The organism is Pseudomonas sp. BS3782 TE3695 (assembly GCF_050435305.1).
In the GTDB taxonomy this organism is placed as follows: Bacteria; Pseudomonadota; Gammaproteobacteria; order Pseudomonadales; family Pseudomonadaceae; genus Aquipseudomonas.
Map to the genome: position 1 here is coordinate 4,842,358 of NZ_JBNDKB010000001.1, position 13,949 is coordinate 4,856,306.

A 13,949-nucleotide genomic window follows, 5' to 3' on the forward strand; every position below is an offset into this window, starting at 1 on the left:
TCCATGAATGCGCTCTCTTGTAGCCATGCGGGGTCCTGATTCAAGCGACCTGTCCACTCAACGATCTACACCAGCATGGCTAACCAGGCCGACACCAGCAGCAAACAAGCCAGTGCAGTGTTCATGCGTTTGAATGCCTGCGGCGAAGCAAAAGCCCGGGCACTGCCCACGCCGAGCAATGCCCACAGGGTCATGCACGGCACGGAGACCAACAAAAATAGCAGCGACAACCCCACCAGCCGCAGGGTCTTGTCGCCCTCACCGACAAATACGCTCACTACCGCCACCGCCATCATCCAGACCTTGGGGTTGACCAATTGCAGAATGGCGGCACCGAACACGCTGACACCTTCGTCACGCGAGGTGGTCGGGGCCAGGGACGGCGGCGCGCTTTGAAAGATCTGCCAGGCGAGCCAACTCAACCAGAGCACGCCGGCCCAGGCCATTGCCTGCTGCACATGCGCAAACCGCAGCAGCGTTTCGCCCATGCCGAGCCCCACCGCAAACACAATCAGCGCCGCCGCCCCGCAGGCTGCAAAAATGATGGGCAGTGTGGCGCCCAGCCCCCGCCGCGAACTGTGGCTCAACACCAGAATATTGGTCGGCCCCGGGGTAATAGAAGCCACGAAGGCAAACAGCAGGAAAGGCAACAACGATTCCATGGAATGGACTCCTCGATCAGACAGGAATCCATGGTCGCGAATCGGCGAAGTTCAGTCTGGAAGGTTTGAGCAGCGCTTGCGGTAATCCGCGGGGGTGAGCTGGTAGGCACGGCGGAACCAGCGCCCCATATGACTTTGATCGGCAAACCCGAGGACACTGGCCACCTGTGCCGGCGACTCGCCCCGCGCCAGCAGCTGTCGCGCCTTGGCCAGGCGCAGCTGGATCAAATAAGCATGAGGCGCCAGCCCAAAGGCTGCCTTGAAGGCGCGCGTCAGACGAAAGCGATCGACACCACAGGCTTTGGCCAGATCATCCAGCCCAATGTCTTCATGGACATGAGCATGCAAATAGTCACGCGCAACCTGGGCCACCCACGGCAGGCGCGGATTAAAAGCCTGACGCTTGCGCCAATCAAGATGGCCAGTGAGCGCCCCCAACAACGTGTCGATGGCGCTCTGGCGCACAATGCGCAAGTCGCCCTCATGGAGTGCGTGAAAGGCTTGAAAAATGGCAGTGGCCAGGCGCGGATCCTGGCTCAGTGTGTCGGCAAAACCCGGCTGACTGTTGGCCGGCGCATGCTCGAACAACGCGTGCAACTCCCGCTCCAGCCAATGCGGATCGAGGTAGAGCATGGAATAGGTAAACCCCTCCTCGGTCGGCGCATGCCCATCGTGGATTTCACCCGGCTCCAGCATGAATACCTTGCCCGGCGTACTGAGGTGGCGAACGCGCCGGCAATTGAACTGCTGCACGCCCTGCTCGGTGACCCCAACCAGAAAACTGTCATGCCAATGCGGATCGTAGGCATGCCCCTGAAAATGGGCACGAATCGATTCAATCCCGGTATCGGCGTCCTGGGACAGCTCAATCCAGTTGCGTCTATCCACGCAAGGCTCCATTGGTTCAGCGTTCATCTGTGCGGACACCTAAATTACCGCGCAATGGAAATGACGTTTAGAAGATTTGTGCAGGCTCCTGGGCAAACGCATCCTTGATGAATGCCTCCAGCTCTTTCTCTTCAAGCAGCTCAATAGAAAAATGCCCAAAGCGTTTCGGTAACCAGATTATGCGTGTCCCGCTGGGCGATTGCAGATTATCGCGAGACAGTGGTTTTCCGTTCTCGTTTTCCGGCTGGACTCCCGCCTCGATCAATTCGTCATAGGCAGCTTCGATGTCTGGTGTGCAATAGCAGTGACGGTAGATCGTACCTTCGCCGTTGGAGTCCATCAGCGCCTTGAGATTGCCGGTAAATGGTTGTACCAGCATCAGGCGCTCCGTTCCAAACATGACGATCGCATAGCGCACATGCAAACCGTCGCGCTGCCAATCAAGTGTTCTGGAAATCCTGGCGCTGAAGACTCGGGCGTAATAGCTGCACGCTTCCTCGAGGTCTTTGACGAGAACATCCACGTGGCTGAACTTTAATTTCAATGGCCTCACCCTTTTCAGACATACGATTGGTTTGGAAACCATTGTCGACCTAAAGCGTCACCGCATGCTTTCGACCAAGGCTGTCGCCAAAACCACGAATCACATCCAACAACGACTTCACCCGCAGCGGCAGATTCCCGGCCGGGTACACCGCGTGCATTTGCGGGCTTTCACCGCCGCTGGAGGTGAGTTTGTACTCGGGACAGACCCGCAGCAGGCGCCCCGCTTCCACTTCGGGCTCCGCCATCCAGTCCGCCAGGCGGGCGATCCCGACGCCCGCCAGCGCCGCCTGGAACACCGCCGAACCGGAGCTGAAACGAAACTTTGGATGAACCCGAAAGCTGATGGCCTGTTCCTCGCTGCGAAAATTCCACTCCTTGAGAATCCGCGGCGCCGTATGCAGGATCAGCGAGTGCGCCTCCAGCGCCTCAATGGAGTCGGGCATCCCGCGCCGCTCCAGATACCCGGGGCTGGCATACAGGTAGCGTGAATAATTCCAGAGCGGATAGCCGATCAGGTCACTGGATTGCGCAAACGCGCCGCGAATCGAGAAGTCCAGCTTGCTCTTGGCCGGGTCGATGAGCTCATCGGTGAAAATCACATCGACGTTCACGTCTGGATAACGCTCGCTGTACTGCGCGATTAACCGGGGCAATACCCCGTGGCCGAGAAACTCGGGGGCGGAAAAGCGGATCCAGCCATAGGCCAGGCCGCTGAGGCCGGCCAGGTCTTCATCCGCCTCACGTTGCAGATCCAGCATTTTGTAAGCGTGAAGCATCAAGCGCTCACCCGCTTCGGTCAAGCTCACGGCATTGGACGAGCGATTGAACAACTTGACCCCGACACTTTCCTCCAGGGCTTGAACAGCACGGGTCAGCGCGCTGGGGGAGCGCCCCAGAGTACGTGCCGCCGCGACGAAACTGCGCTTGCGAGCCACCGTCGCGAAGGCTTCAAGTTCCCCCAACATATTCAATGCCATTGACCACCTCATTGCACTTTTCACAACGTGGTATTGCAACACATTAAAAGCCCTTCCGTTAACCTTCCTGCTCAAGGACGCAGGCAAGCCGATGCGATGAAACACGTAGAAGCCGCCGGACGCTCACCCACCCTTCAACGTCAGAGCCTGATTTCATGGTCGATATTGTCATCCTTTGCGTGTTCGCCTTCGCCGCCGGCCTGATCGATGCTGCGGTGGGCGGCGGCGGACTGATCCAGATACCCGCGCTGTTCAACGTGCTGCCCACGGCACAACCGGCGGCGCTGCTCGGTACCAATAAAGTCGCGGCAGCCTGCGGCACCGCCTTCGCGGCCCGGTCCTTCGTGCGCAAAGTGGTGATCAACTGGGGCTTGGTGATCCCCGCCGCCTGTGCGGCCTTTGTCATGGCCTTCTTCGGAGCGGCCACGGTGTCGTTCGTCCCCCAGTCGATGATCCGGCCGGCGGTGCTGGTGTTGATCGTGCTGATGGCGATCTACACCTTCTGGAAAAAGGACTTCGGCGCCCTGCACAAACCCATGCGCATCGGTACCAAGGAGAAACTGCTGGCGATCGTCATCGGCGGCGCCATCGGCTTCTACGACGGACTGTTCGGTCCCGGCACTGGCAGCTTCCTGATCTTCCTGTTTATCCGCTGCTTCGCCTTCGACTTCCTTCATGCCTCGGCGTCGGCCAAGCTGGTGAACATCGCGACCAACGTAGCGGCGCTGATATTCTTCATTCCAACGGGTAACGTGCTCTACCTGATCGCAATTCCCATGGCGGCATTCAACATCCTGGGCGCACTGACCGGCACGTGGCTGGCGGTTCATAAGGGCGTGCCCTTTGTCCGGACTCTGTTCCTGGTGTTGCTGGTGATTCTGATCAGCAAACTGTCTTACGACCTGTTCCTGTAAACCTGAGGAAAATCACATGCATCCCGCCAACTGCTACAAGGAATGCGTCACGCCTGAAACTGCTTAACTGGCTGGCATTGTGCTTTGTCGTTGGGACGTGTGCGCTCATGGCGGTTTGTCCGGCATGGACGCGCCACTTGCCCACTACGTTTCAACCATTGCTGGCATCGATAGTCACCATCACGTCAATGAAGTTCTCATAAAAAATCCTCGGCGTAACATCCGCTCCATACCCAACCAATAACACCCCGGAGCACACCATCATGAAACGCCAAATCATCCTCAGTATCGCTTTCTCGGTTTTTGCAGTTAACGCTTTTGCCGCGTCTTCTACTCACCCGGTTGTCGCTGAAGGCGGCTCGGATCGTCTGATCGAATACCGCGTCGCTGAAGGTGGTTCGGACCGTCTGATCGAGAACCGCGTTGCCGAAGGCGGTTCGGATCGTTTGATCGAAAATCGCGTTGCTGAAGGTGGTTCGGACCGTCTGATCGAGAACCGCGTCGCCGAAGGTGGTTCGGACCGTCTGATCGAGAACCGCGTCGCTGAAGGCGGCTCGGATCGTCTGATCGAGAATCGCGTCGCCGAAGGTGGTTCGGATCGTCTGATCGAGAATCGCGTTGCTGAAGGTGGTTCGGATCGTCTGATCGAGAATCGCGTCGCCGAAGGTGGTTCGGATCGTCTGATCGAGAATCGCGTCGCCGAAGGTGGTTCGGATCGTCTGATCGAGAACCGTACTGCATGAATAAGTCGCTCTACGCAACACTCAACCAAAAAACCCGGCCTCATCAGCCGGGTTTTTTCATGGTTTTTTTGCCCCTCAATCATTAAAGGCCAGGCCACCGGGCCCGGTTTTCCTTTCATCGAGGATTTGCAGGCGGATTCATTAGCCCAATGAACCAAAACGACCGTCCGTAACCCCTGCCCTGGCAGCCTCGAACCCTTCGCTATTCTTAACCACACCCGCTGGCTCTGCCGAGCGCACCGCTGGCGGCATCTTCGTCAGGAGTAAGGATCCGGGTAAGGAGCACGTCACTTCAATAGAGTATCGAATAATGAAAATGCTACTGATGGTCGAATTTCCCCATGAGCCTTTCAACGCGCTTGTCAGGTCCGGAGAAATCGGCGAAATCATGAACCGCGTGCAGGAAACCATTAAGCCGGAGGCGACTTATTTCACTGAGCAGGATGGAATGCGAAGTGGAATTTTTCTGATCGATATAGAAGACCCTTCTGAAATTCCCGGCTATGCGGAACCCTTCTTTCTCAACTTCCAGGCCAACTGCAAATTCCGAGTGGTCATGAGTGCGCAGAACCTGCAAGACGCGGGTCTGCAGGAGCTCGGAAAAGCCTGGGGCTAAGGTGCAGCAACGAGTAATAAACCTGTGGCGAGAGAGCTTGCTCCCGCTTGAGTACGTAGCACTCACAAAAATCGGCATTTACTGTCGGACTTTTTGGGGCCACTACGCAGCCCAGCGCGAGCAAGCTCGCTCGCCACAAGCGGTTTCCGCCGTTCCAGGCACCGGCGTCAGAAACGAAGTACCGCAGCGGCTCCGGTGCCGGTTGGCATGACGTGTTCTGGAGGAAGCATCACCACTTCACCGCCTTGGCGAAGCACCAGAAGAATCAGCTCCTCAAGCACATCCGGGGCACCCTTGCTGCCGCTGTTATCGAGAATCAACGTGCCGTTGTCCTTGTCCAGCGTACCGGGGATTTGTCGGTCCGCTTCCACCAACAGCAATTCAACGCGGCCGTCAAAGGCCGCGTGGGCGATATCGGCCAGACGCGCTCCGGCAAGCCCTTGCCCCACCGCTATACCGTAGCGATTCAAGGCATCAATGAGTCGATCTTCGTGAATATCCTGGATCAACCTGGCGCATTGCGCGCTGAGTTCTTCGACGCTTGAAAGCGATGGATCGTTATTGATGCCCTTCGGCAAGAGCTGCTGGTTATGGCTGACAGCCCTGAACACCGCCTGATTTTCAGGCAGTGCCACCAGCAGCATCGGCAATCCCGAGCGCTGATGTTCCTCTATGGCCTTGTCGACCGCACGGAAAAACCGTTCCCGGTCCAGGTTGATTTCGTCTTGCTTACCGCCGCCGGCAGACTCGTGGGTCATCGAATCGCCGCGTTCGCCGCTTCTGCCGTGCCCCCCCGGAAATCCTTGCTGATTGCTTGGAGTCAGCTCGCTGCCCAACGCATCGTTCTGATTGCGTGGCACTTGTGGCGCCAGTTCGATTTTTTGCAGTTGCCGGGAAGAGCCTTCATACATCCAGACTTCATCGCGGGTCAGGCACAGTACCTGGTAACGCTCCAGGGACGGTTCCAGACTTAGCAGCGGCTTGAGGACAGGATGGGAATTGACGAAAGCACCTTCGGGCAACGGCTGGTGCACGCTGATGACTTTGAAATAATCCCGGGTGCCGAATACAGCGATGCCATCGCCATTGGAGCGCCAGAATGACGGATCTTTTTCCAAAGCCAGAAACGGCTCGACCAGTGGCTTGGGATCCTGTTCCGGATACCGCTCTTGCAGCAGCGATTGCAACTGTCGAACCAGGTTTTTGTAGCGAATCGGATCCTGAGCGCGCTCCGCAAGTATCCGATGGGTCGGCATATACAGCGAAAGACTGGGTTGTGCATCGAACGCCAGCAGCTCAGCCAATGCCTGCCGGGTAAAGGGTTCATGAACAGTCATGGCCCGTCTCCTTATTCTTCGGCCGTTTACTGTCGGTAGAAGAACATCGACTGAGCGGAGTTCCCGGCATGGGACAACCGGTAAAAACCTTGACGGTTACCTGCAACGCTGACGAAAAAGCCCGGTAAAAACCGGGCTCTTCATGTGAAAACACATTCGTCAGTCAGGCAAAGCGCTGCGCTTACTGAACAGTTTTCAGCTTGACCACATCACCAGAGATTGTGGTGGTGTAACCGGTCAGGACCCAAGCCCAGAACCAGTTTTCCTGCACCTGGGTGTTGATCATCGCGTCGCCGCCCCGGGCTTTGATCGCAGCGTTCTGAGCGCGGATGAAACGGTTGTTCTGCTGAATCGGGATGACGCCAAACAGCAGGAGGCCAGTGGCGGTCGCTTCGCTGTGGCCGACAACGGTGTATTGATTGCTGTCGTACTGCTGAGTCTTCATCGGGGTGCCGGTGCAACCCGCCAGAACCAGACCGAACAGGGCTACGGCAACGACTTTGCTGAGGTAATTCACTGAGTCACTCCATTAGAAATACCCGGGATCCGTCTCTCGGGCGGTGCATACTTTAACGGATGAAGTGGCCCATTAATATCACTTGTACAGCTTTTTGCGGTATCAAAAAACGGGTTGCTAAGACACCGATTATTGCGGCTGAAATGTCTGAAGGTAGGCCAACAGGTTTTCGATCTTCTGCGGATCGCTGAGGCCCCAGAAAATCATCCGGGTTCCGGGGACTACTTCTTTTGGCGCTTCGATGTATGCGGTCAGGGTTTCGCGGGTCCAGACGATGCCTGATGATTTCATCGCGGATGAATATTGGTAGTCCGTCGTGCTTCCCGCCGGGCGCCCAAAAACGGCATTGAGTTGCGGACCAAAAGAACCCCGTGCCGATGTCCCTACTTGATGACAGCCGCCGCAAATACGGTTAAACAGTTTCTGACCGGCGTCAGCATCCCCCGCCGCTTCTGCTTGAGTGCTGAATAAACCGGTACTGAGCATCAAGGCGAAGGCAAGGACAACGGCGTTTTTCATGCGGAGCTCCAAATCAGGTGTTGCTGACAGCAAAAAGCGGGCGGCTATTTCATCATGACTGACGGCTACACCGAAGCCTTGAAGCTAACCTATAACTCTCTTTGTCCGTAGCATCGTTGCAGGAGAGCCAGAATGAAACCCGTCGAACCCTTTTATCGGGACTCCGGCAAGGGCCCGGGCGTTGTCTGCTTTCACGCCAACGCGAGTCATTCGGTGCAGTGGCGTGAACTGCAAGATCAACTGGCCGCAAAGTTTCGGGTCCTGGCGCTCGATTCGTTTGGCGCCGGCAAGAGCCCGGCGTGGCCCACCGATCGAATCGTCACCCTCAGTGAAGAAGCACGCTTCGCCGAACCGGTACTCGCCCGTGCCGGCGAACCGCTCATTCTGGTCGGTCATTCTTATGGCGGGGCAGTGGCGTTGATCGCGGCGTTGCAGAACCCCGGCCGGGTGCGCGCCATGGCTTTGTATGAGCCCACCTTGTTTGCCCTGCTCGACGGGCAATCGCCGCCACCCAACGAGGCGGATGCCATTCGTGAAGTCGTCGCAAACGCCGGGCTGGCACTTGAGGCGAGTAACCTGGACGCAGCGGCCCGGCACTTCATTGACTACTGGATGGGGGCCGGCGCCTGGGAGCAAACCCCGGCACAACGCAAGCCCTCCATCGCCGCCGCCGTGGCCAATGTGCAGGGTTGGGCTCACGCGTTGTTGAACGAACCGACACCATTACAGGCGTTCCGCTCGCTCAACCTGCCCGTGCTTTTCATGGTCGGCAAGGATTCGCCGGCATCCTCACGGGCAGTGGCGCGGCTGTTGACCGGCGTACTGCCGAACGTTGAAGTGGTGGAACTCGAGGGGCTCGGCCATATGGGGCCCATTACGCATCCTGAGGTCGTCAATCAGGTCATCGTGCAGTTTATTGAGCGCATTTGACCTGACGTCACACCGCTACAGCGCAGGACGTTGCAGTTTGACCCACTCCTGCACCGTAGGCCGCTGCCATTGACGCTGGGCGTATTCCACCAGCGCGGATGGCACGGCGTCACCGTTGAGTATCAGCCGATTGAGCATCAAGGCCAGATCCACATCGGCGATCGACCATTGCCCGAACAAATACTCGCGGCCGTCAGCCAGCAGCGCTTGTGCAGCACCGATCAGTTTGCGCGCGGCCGACTCGGCAGCGGGCGACAGGGGCGCTGATTTGAGCCCATAAAACACCACCAGTGTGGAACGTTCCTGTCGGATGGGCAGCAGGTCACTGCGCAGCCACGCCTGGATTTGTCGTGCCTTCGCGCGCTGTTTCAATTCTTGCGGGTAAACCGGCGTTTGAGGAAAAACGTCTTCCAGGTATTCAGTGATCGCCGACGATTCCGACAAGGCAAAATCGCCATGCACCAGCGTCGGTACACGCTGGGTCAGCGAGAGGCTGGCATAGTCTTTTGCCTGGTTTTCGAACGCGTCGAGGTCCAGCGGGCTCAGTTCGAATTCGATGCCCTTTTCGCGAAGGGCCACGAAAACCGACATGGCATAGGGGCTGGTGAATTGAGCATCAACATACAGGCGCAGGCGGGAATCATTCACGGGAACATCTCCATAGGGTGAGCAGACACGCTACGACTTCCAAAGCCATAAAGAAAATGCATGATTTTTATGGGGGCATTCCTGAGCGGAATACCGGGCTGGCGGACAACCGCTGAAATGGCCACCCCAGCGCATGAATGATCCAATTGCGCTTTTCACCTGAAAAAAGTCATTTGCGCACCTATCTCGCGCGCATTCCTCGTCCTAAAGTGCACCAATCTACCCTCGCCCTCGGACGACTAATGAATCTCTGGTTTCGACTGTTCCTCATGCTGTTTCGTCGCCCATGGCGCAAACCCGTTGACGCCTTGGCCACCACCGTCATCCGCATGCGCGTCTGGCCGCTCGATCTCGACCTCAATCGGCACGTCACCAATGGCCGCTATTTCACCCTGGCCGACGTGGGCCGCATGGACTTCGTCCTGCGCAGCGGTGCCTACCGCGTAGCCTTGCGTCACAGGGCGGTACCGATCGTCGGGGATACCTGGGGCAAGTTTCGGCGGGAGCTGAAGCTGTTCGAATCGTTCGAGATTCATACCCGAATACTCGGCTGGGACGATAAGTGGAGCTTTATGGAACACCGCTTCGTGAGCAAAGGACGGGTAGTCGGCGTCGTCATCATGCGGGGGCTATTTCGCGCGGCCAAAGGCACGGTGCCACCTGCCGAGTTGGTCCGGGAACTGGGGTTGGCTGAACAGTCACCCCAGATGTCGCCGTGGTTGACGGCCTGGTCGCAGAGCTGCGACGACATGAGCCGCCAACTGCGAGAGGAAGAAGGCCCGGCGCCTCAGCTCCGTCCTGTCTCTGAACCCTGACCAAGCGGCCAAATAGAAGCTAATATTCCCCTGACCCCCCTGCCAAGGACTGCAACCATGAGCCGGCTCGAGCTACTGACCAAATGGAATCGCATGATTGTCCGGTTGCAGATTGAACACGAAATCAGCGCCCGGGATTTCGAGAAATTCAGCTGGAAACTGGGCATCCCCTGCGTGGTGCTGTCGGCGATTGTCAGCGCCAGCGTCTTTGGCTCGATCAGTGACTCCTCGCCCGTATGGCTCCAATACCTTGCCGGCGTGCTGTCACTTCTGACCCTGGTGTTGAGTTCGGTTCAAACCTTTCTGAACTTTGACACCCGAGCTGCCGGGCACAAAGACACCGCCGAGAAACTCGGGGCGATATCGCGTGAGATTCAGGACGAAATCGCCAGTGGCAAAGACGAGGCTATCCTGGGCCCAATCGTTTTTGACATCCGCAAGCGCATTGATTCGATTCTGCTTGATGCGCCAACCTTGCCCAAGTCGACGATAAGGAGACTGGGGGATGTTCGCGTCTCCACAGAGCCACCGCCAGCGGGGCAAGACACCGTCCCGGCTTGATCAACGGCCAGACCTGGCCCGCAGCATCGTGAAAGGAGGCGTTTGCCATGCAACTCATCACGTTGAAAATCGACAAGCCAGAAGCGACGAATTTCATTTTGGGCCAGACGCATTTCATCAAGTCCGTCGAGGATATTCATGAAGCGTTGGTCAACGCCGTGCCAGGTATTCAGTTTGGCGTGGCCTTTTGTGAAGCCTCCGGCAAATGCCTGGTGCGCTGGTCCGGCACCGATACCGCCATGATCGAACTTGCGCAGAAAAACGCGCAAGCCATTGCCGCGGGCCATAGCTTTATCATTTTCCTGGGCGAGGGTTTCTATCCGCTGAACGTGTTGAACACCATCAAAATGGTGCCGGAGGTGTGCCGGATTTTTTGTGCGACGGCCAATCCCACCGAGGTGATTCTCGCTGAGACGAAACAGGGACGCGGGATTCTGGGCGTGGTGGATGGCTTCTGTGCCAAAGACATTGAAGGTGATGAAGACATTCTGTGGCGCAAGAATCTGTTGCGGCAGATTGGCTACAAGTTGTGATTTGAGGCTGGTTTTGAGTCAGTGAGAAACCTGTGGCGAGGGAGCTTGCTCCCGCTTGAGTGCGCAGCACTCACAAAAATCGGCAAAGTTGTCAGATTTTTGGGGCCGCTGCGCAGCCCAACGCGAGCAAGCTCGCTCGCCACAAAGGCAGGTATGACTGATGAGCGTTGAAGTGAACAACATCACAAGGTCTTGCGGCTCACCTCCCCGAATTCTGCACAAGTTGCTCGACAAAAAACTCCACATGCCCTCTCGGATGCGTCGGCAATGGCCAGGTGTCGACGTTGCGCGCCAGGGCCTGGAAGGCTTGCGCGCATTTGGAACGGGGGAAGGCTTCAAACACCGCACGCCCCTTCTGCACGGCTTTGTGCGCACATTCATCGTGGGGTATCGCGCCGACGTATTGCAGCGAGACATCCAGGAACATGTCGGTGATCTTTTCCAGCTTGGCAAACAGATTGCGGCCTTCCGCCGGACTGCCCGTCATGTTGACCAATACTCGAAAACGATGCAGACCGTAGTTCAGGTTGAGCAGTTTGATCAGCCCGTAGGCGCCGCTGATCGAGGTGGGTTCATCGCACACGACCACCATCACTTCCTGGGCCGCGCGGATGAAGTTGACCACTGAACCACCGATACCGGCGGCGGTATCGATTACCAGCACATCCAGCTTGTCGCCAATATCGCTAAAGGACTGGATCAGCGCACGGTATTGCGCCGCCTCCAGATGAATCATGCTCTGCAAGCCCGAAGAGGCCGGGGCCACACGAATGCCGCCAGGTCCAGGCAACAGCGCGTCGGACAGCTCGCAACGCCCTTCGATGACATCGGCCAGCGTGTAGCGCGGCGTCAGCCCCAACAGAATATCGATATTTGCCAGGCCCAGATCCGCGTCGAGCAATACAACGCGGCGCCCCATTTTTGCCAGCGCCAACGAAAGATTGACCGCCACCGTTGTCTTGCCCACGCCACCTTTACCGCCAGTCACAGCGATAACCTGCACGCAATGCACATCATCCATTTTGTCTTCCTTCCTTGCGCATCGTGTGCCAGTACGTCATGGCCACCGTCCAGATGCCGGAAGAATAGCTGAAAAGCGCGAAATAGCCGCGTTGTCTTCCGACGAGAGGCACTTCGCTACCCGCCATCGACTGATTTAACGAAAACGCTGCTAATAGGTTGATTCAGAGAATGACAATGCTTGCTGGAAGACGTGCCGATAGAGGCTAAACCCATACATCGTTGATCGCGGTTCTTTCTCCGTCCTGATCACCGGTATTCAGCACGCCACGCGGCTCGATCAGTAACATCTTTACCTCTCGCTCGGCGTAAGGCTTGTGTTCGACGCCCTTGGGGACGACGTACATTTCTCCCTGCCTGACCACCACGGCGCCCTGTCGAAGATCAATGCGAAGCTCACCCTCAAGGACGATGAAGGTTTCATCGGTGTCGGCGTGGGAATGCCAGACAAAATCGCCTTCGATTTTCACCACCTTGAACTGGTAGTCGTTCATTTCGGCAATGACCTTGGGCTTCCATTGCTCGCTGAACAACGCAAATTTTTCGGCAAAGTTAATCACGGTGCAGGTTGTCACGCCGGATTGGGAATGCATTTGAATCGCCCTCACTAGACACGTTATCGAGGTCTGACTTTAGGAGAGGATCAGCACTGCGTATTGCATGATTGTGCAAGTCGAACGCCATTAAACAAGGCCCAGCCTTTTCATCCATCGACCGGGTGAAACGCCGTAGCTCTGGACGAATTGACGCGTCATGTGGCTTTGATCGAAAAAACCTGCGCAGACGGCCGCTTCCGCCATCGAGTGCCCCGCGAACATTAACGCTCTTGCCAGATCGAGACGTCGTTGAGTCATGTATCGATAGGGGCTCGTGCCGTACAGCACACGAAAATCACGGCTCAGGCTCCAGCGGTCGCGACCACTGGCCTGCGCTAATTCCTCCAGGGTGATGACGCGATCCAGCGACTCATGAATCAGCGCACGGGCGCGTTCGGCCGCTACAAAGTCAAACGACTTGCGCCCCCCGCGGCGCCCCGAGGTCACATCCAGCGCCTGCGCGAGATCGTAAATGGCATCGTCTTCTTCCAGGGGCTCGATATAAGCGTCGAGGTTTTGCAGCAGCACCTGGGTCGCCGCATAAAGCCGTGGGTCGCTCGATAGACCACCCTCGATGAAAGGCAAGGGCTTGCCGCCTAATACTTGCTGAATTAAAGCGGGTTCGATGTAGATCATCCGATAATGAAAACCCGCTTCGGTACCGGCTTCCCCGTCATGCACCTCGTCGGGATGCAAAACGATGGTTTTCCCGGGCAGGCTGTGACGTTTGGTGTTGCGGTACTGAAAGCTTTGTACACCCGACAGCGTTCGTCCGATGGCGTAGATGTCGTGACGATGCGGCGTAAACCCATGGCCACCGAAAAAGGCTTCGATGCGTTCCATCTTCAATGGCTGCGTCGAGTGCTTTACCCAATCCTTGTCGCCCCTGGTTTTCGTCATGTCCCTGTACCACCTGAATGATGTCAGTACGGTACCAGCCAGCCAGCCAGCGAGTCCGATGTCCCCAGCGTACTGACACGGGAAAACCTGAATCAGCCCCCACGGCGGCGCCGCCAAATTTGTCTTCTCCCTTCGTGAACCAGTCTTCAGGCCCGCAGTCTTAGCCGTGCCGTAAAAGATGCTCGCCTGCGAAGCACTCGTACGGTCATTGCTCGTCCCTGTCCCAC

At 57.3% G+C, this 13,949-nt stretch carries 18 protein-coding genes; 7 read left to right on the forward strand and 11 right to left on the reverse strand.

Annotation, left to right across the window (positions count from 1 at the left end; genetic code table 11):
- Positions 1-65: 65 nt before the first annotated feature.
- From ABH909_RS21760 to ABH909_RS21775, 4 genes are all read right to left on the reverse strand, one after another.
- Positions 66-662 carry a LysE family translocator gene (locus ABH909_RS21760; protein WP_429436966.1) on the reverse strand — a complete coding sequence of 199 codons (597 nt, stop codon included), beginning with the start codon at positions 660-662 and terminating at the stop codon, positions 66-68.
- A gap of 51 nt (positions 663-713) precedes the next feature.
- Positions 714-1,550, reverse strand: a complete 837-nt coding sequence (locus ABH909_RS21765; protein WP_429436967.1) for an AraC family ligand binding domain-containing protein — start codon at positions 1,548-1,550, stop codon at positions 714-716.
- A 67-nt stretch (positions 1,551-1,617) separates the two neighbouring features.
- Entirely contained in the window at positions 1,618-2,094 is a 477-nt protein-coding gene (locus ABH909_RS21770) for a VOC family protein (protein WP_429436968.1), read from the reverse strand.
- A 49-nt stretch (positions 2,095-2,143) separates the two neighbouring features.
- On the reverse strand, positions 2,144-3,073 hold the full coding sequence (locus ABH909_RS21775) for a LysR substrate-binding domain-containing protein (protein WP_429436971.1): 930 nt from the start codon (positions 3,071-3,073) through the stop codon (positions 2,144-2,146).
- 155 nt (positions 3,074-3,228) lie between these two features.
- On the opposite strand from ABH909_RS21775, the gene ABH909_RS21780 reads away from it, so the two are divergent.
- The 3 genes from ABH909_RS21780 to ABH909_RS21790 all read left to right on the forward strand — a co-directional run bounded on the left by ABH909_RS21780 (position 3,229) and on the right by ABH909_RS21790 (position 5,346).
- A complete protein-coding gene (locus ABH909_RS21780) occupies positions 3,229-3,987 on the forward strand; it encodes a sulfite exporter TauE/SafE family protein (protein WP_429436972.1) in 759 nt (252 codons plus the stop codon).
- 263 nt (positions 3,988-4,250) lie between these two features.
- Entirely contained in the window at positions 4,251-4,730 is a 480-nt protein-coding gene (locus ABH909_RS21785) for a phage infection protein (protein WP_429436974.1), read from the forward strand.
- A 310-nt stretch (positions 4,731-5,040) separates the two neighbouring features.
- On the forward strand, positions 5,041-5,346 hold the full coding sequence (locus ABH909_RS21790; protein ID WP_429436976.1) for a panthothenate synthetase: 306 nt from the start codon (positions 5,041-5,043) through the stop codon (positions 5,344-5,346).
- Positions 5,347-5,513: 167 nt separating this feature from the next.
- Here ABH909_RS21790 and ABH909_RS21795 read toward each other — a convergent pair whose 3' ends face one another.
- The 3 genes from ABH909_RS21795 to ABH909_RS21805 all read right to left on the reverse strand — a co-directional run bounded on the left by ABH909_RS21795 (position 5,514) and on the right by ABH909_RS21805 (position 7,719).
- Positions 5,514-6,683: a hypothetical protein gene (locus ABH909_RS21795; RefSeq protein WP_429436979.1), complete on the reverse strand. Its 1,170-nt coding sequence runs from the start codon at positions 6,681-6,683 to the stop codon at positions 5,514-5,516.
- Positions 6,684-6,864: 181 nt separating this feature from the next.
- Positions 6,865-7,200 carry a hypothetical protein gene (locus ABH909_RS21800; RefSeq protein ID WP_429436982.1) on the reverse strand — a complete coding sequence of 112 codons (336 nt, stop codon included), beginning with the start codon at positions 7,198-7,200 and terminating at the stop codon, positions 6,865-6,867.
- A 129-nt stretch (positions 7,201-7,329) separates the two neighbouring features.
- Positions 7,330-7,719: a c-type cytochrome gene (locus ABH909_RS21805; RefSeq protein ID WP_429436984.1), complete on the reverse strand. Its 390-nt coding sequence runs from the start codon at positions 7,717-7,719 to the stop codon at positions 7,330-7,332.
- A gap of 132 nt (positions 7,720-7,851) precedes the next feature.
- Between ABH909_RS21805 and ABH909_RS21810 the strand changes: the two genes are divergently transcribed.
- Positions 7,852-8,649, forward strand: a complete 798-nt coding sequence (locus ABH909_RS21810) for an alpha/beta fold hydrolase (RefSeq protein WP_429436986.1) — start codon at positions 7,852-7,854, stop codon at positions 8,647-8,649.
- Positions 8,650-8,664: 15 nt separating this feature from the next.
- On the opposite strand, the gene yfcF is transcribed toward ABH909_RS21810, so the two are convergent.
- Positions 8,665-9,297, reverse strand: coding sequence for a glutathione transferase (gene yfcF, locus ABH909_RS21815; RefSeq protein ID WP_429436989.1), 633 nt, complete (start codon positions 9,295-9,297; stop codon positions 8,665-8,667).
- A gap of 242 nt (positions 9,298-9,539) precedes the next feature.
- On the opposite strand from yfcF, the gene ABH909_RS21820 reads away from it, so the two are divergent.
- From ABH909_RS21820 to ABH909_RS21830, 3 genes are read left to right on the forward strand one after another with little or no spacing between them, the layout of a single operon-like run.
- Positions 9,540-10,112, forward strand: a complete 573-nt coding sequence (locus tag ABH909_RS21820; RefSeq protein ID WP_429436991.1) for a thioesterase family protein — start codon at positions 9,540-9,542, stop codon at positions 10,110-10,112.
- A gap of 57 nt (positions 10,113-10,169) precedes the next feature.
- Positions 10,170-10,673, forward strand: coding sequence for an SLATT domain-containing protein (locus tag ABH909_RS21825; protein ID WP_429436993.1), 504 nt, complete (start codon positions 10,170-10,172; stop codon positions 10,671-10,673).
- A gap of 47 nt (positions 10,674-10,720) precedes the next feature.
- Complete coding sequence (locus ABH909_RS21830; protein WP_429436996.1) at positions 10,721-11,206, forward strand: adenosine-specific kinase; 486 nt, start codon at positions 10,721-10,723, stop codon at positions 11,204-11,206.
- 199 nt (positions 11,207-11,405) lie between these two features.
- Here ABH909_RS21830 and ABH909_RS21835 read toward each other — a convergent pair whose 3' ends face one another.
- From ABH909_RS21835 to ABH909_RS21845, 3 genes are all read right to left on the reverse strand, one after another.
- The gene (locus tag ABH909_RS21835; RefSeq protein WP_429436998.1) at positions 11,406-12,227 is read right to left on the reverse strand and encodes a MinD/ParA family protein; all 822 of its coding nucleotides are present in this window, start codon (positions 12,225-12,227) and stop codon (positions 11,406-11,408) included.
- A gap of 205 nt (positions 12,228-12,432) precedes the next feature.
- Entirely contained in the window at positions 12,433-12,819 is a 387-nt protein-coding gene (locus ABH909_RS21840; protein WP_429437001.1) for a cupin domain-containing protein, read from the reverse strand.
- A gap of 90 nt (positions 12,820-12,909) precedes the next feature.
- Positions 12,910-13,722, reverse strand: coding sequence for an AraC family transcriptional regulator (locus ABH909_RS21845; protein WP_429437003.1), 813 nt, complete (start codon positions 13,720-13,722; stop codon positions 12,910-12,912).
- Positions 13,723-13,949: the final 227 nt, after the last annotated feature.

Bases quoted from the DNA above. Each gene is read 5' to 3' on its own strand.
- ABH909_RS21760 (WP_429436966.1), bottom strand. From the start codon at position 662: ATGGAATCGTTGTTGCCTTTCCTGCTGTTTGCCTTCGTGGCTTCTATT.
- ABH909_RS21775 (WP_429436971.1), bottom strand. From the start codon at position 3,073: ATGGCATTGAATATGTTGGGGGAACTTGAAGCCTTCGCGACGGTGGCT.
- ABH909_RS21780 (WP_429436972.1), top strand. From the start codon at position 3,229: ATGGTCGATATTGTCATCCTTTGCGTGTTCGCCTTCGCCGCCGGCCTG.
- ABH909_RS21785 (WP_429436974.1), top strand. From the start codon at position 4,251: ATGAAACGCCAAATCATCCTCAGTATCGCTTTCTCGGTTTTTGCAGTT.
- ABH909_RS21790 (WP_429436976.1), top strand. From the start codon at position 5,041: ATGAAAATGCTACTGATGGTCGAATTTCCCCATGAGCCTTTCAACGCG.
- ABH909_RS21795 (WP_429436979.1), bottom strand. From the start codon at position 6,683: ATGACTGTTCATGAACCCTTTACCCGGCAGGCATTGGCTGAGCTGCTG.
- ABH909_RS21805 (WP_429436984.1), bottom strand. From the start codon at position 7,719: ATGAAAAACGCCGTTGTCCTTGCCTTCGCCTTGATGCTCAGTACCGGT.
- ABH909_RS21810 (WP_429436986.1), top strand. From the start codon at position 7,852: ATGAAACCCGTCGAACCCTTTTATCGGGACTCCGGCAAGGGCCCGGGC.
- ABH909_RS21820 (WP_429436991.1), top strand. From the start codon at position 9,540: ATGAATCTCTGGTTTCGACTGTTCCTCATGCTGTTTCGTCGCCCATGG.
- ABH909_RS21825 (WP_429436993.1), top strand. From the start codon at position 10,170: ATGAGCCGGCTCGAGCTACTGACCAAATGGAATCGCATGATTGTCCGG.
- ABH909_RS21830 (WP_429436996.1), top strand. From the start codon at position 10,721: ATGCAACTCATCACGTTGAAAATCGACAAGCCAGAAGCGACGAATTTC.
- ABH909_RS21835 (WP_429436998.1), bottom strand. From the start codon at position 12,227: ATGGATGATGTGCATTGCGTGCAGGTTATCGCTGTGACTGGCGGTAAA.
- ABH909_RS21840 (WP_429437001.1), bottom strand. From the start codon at position 12,819: ATGCATTCCCAATCCGGCGTGACAACCTGCACCGTGATTAACTTTGCC.
- ABH909_RS21845 (WP_429437003.1), bottom strand. From the start codon at position 13,722: ATGACGAAAACCAGGGGCGACAAGGATTGGGTAAAGCACTCGACGCAG.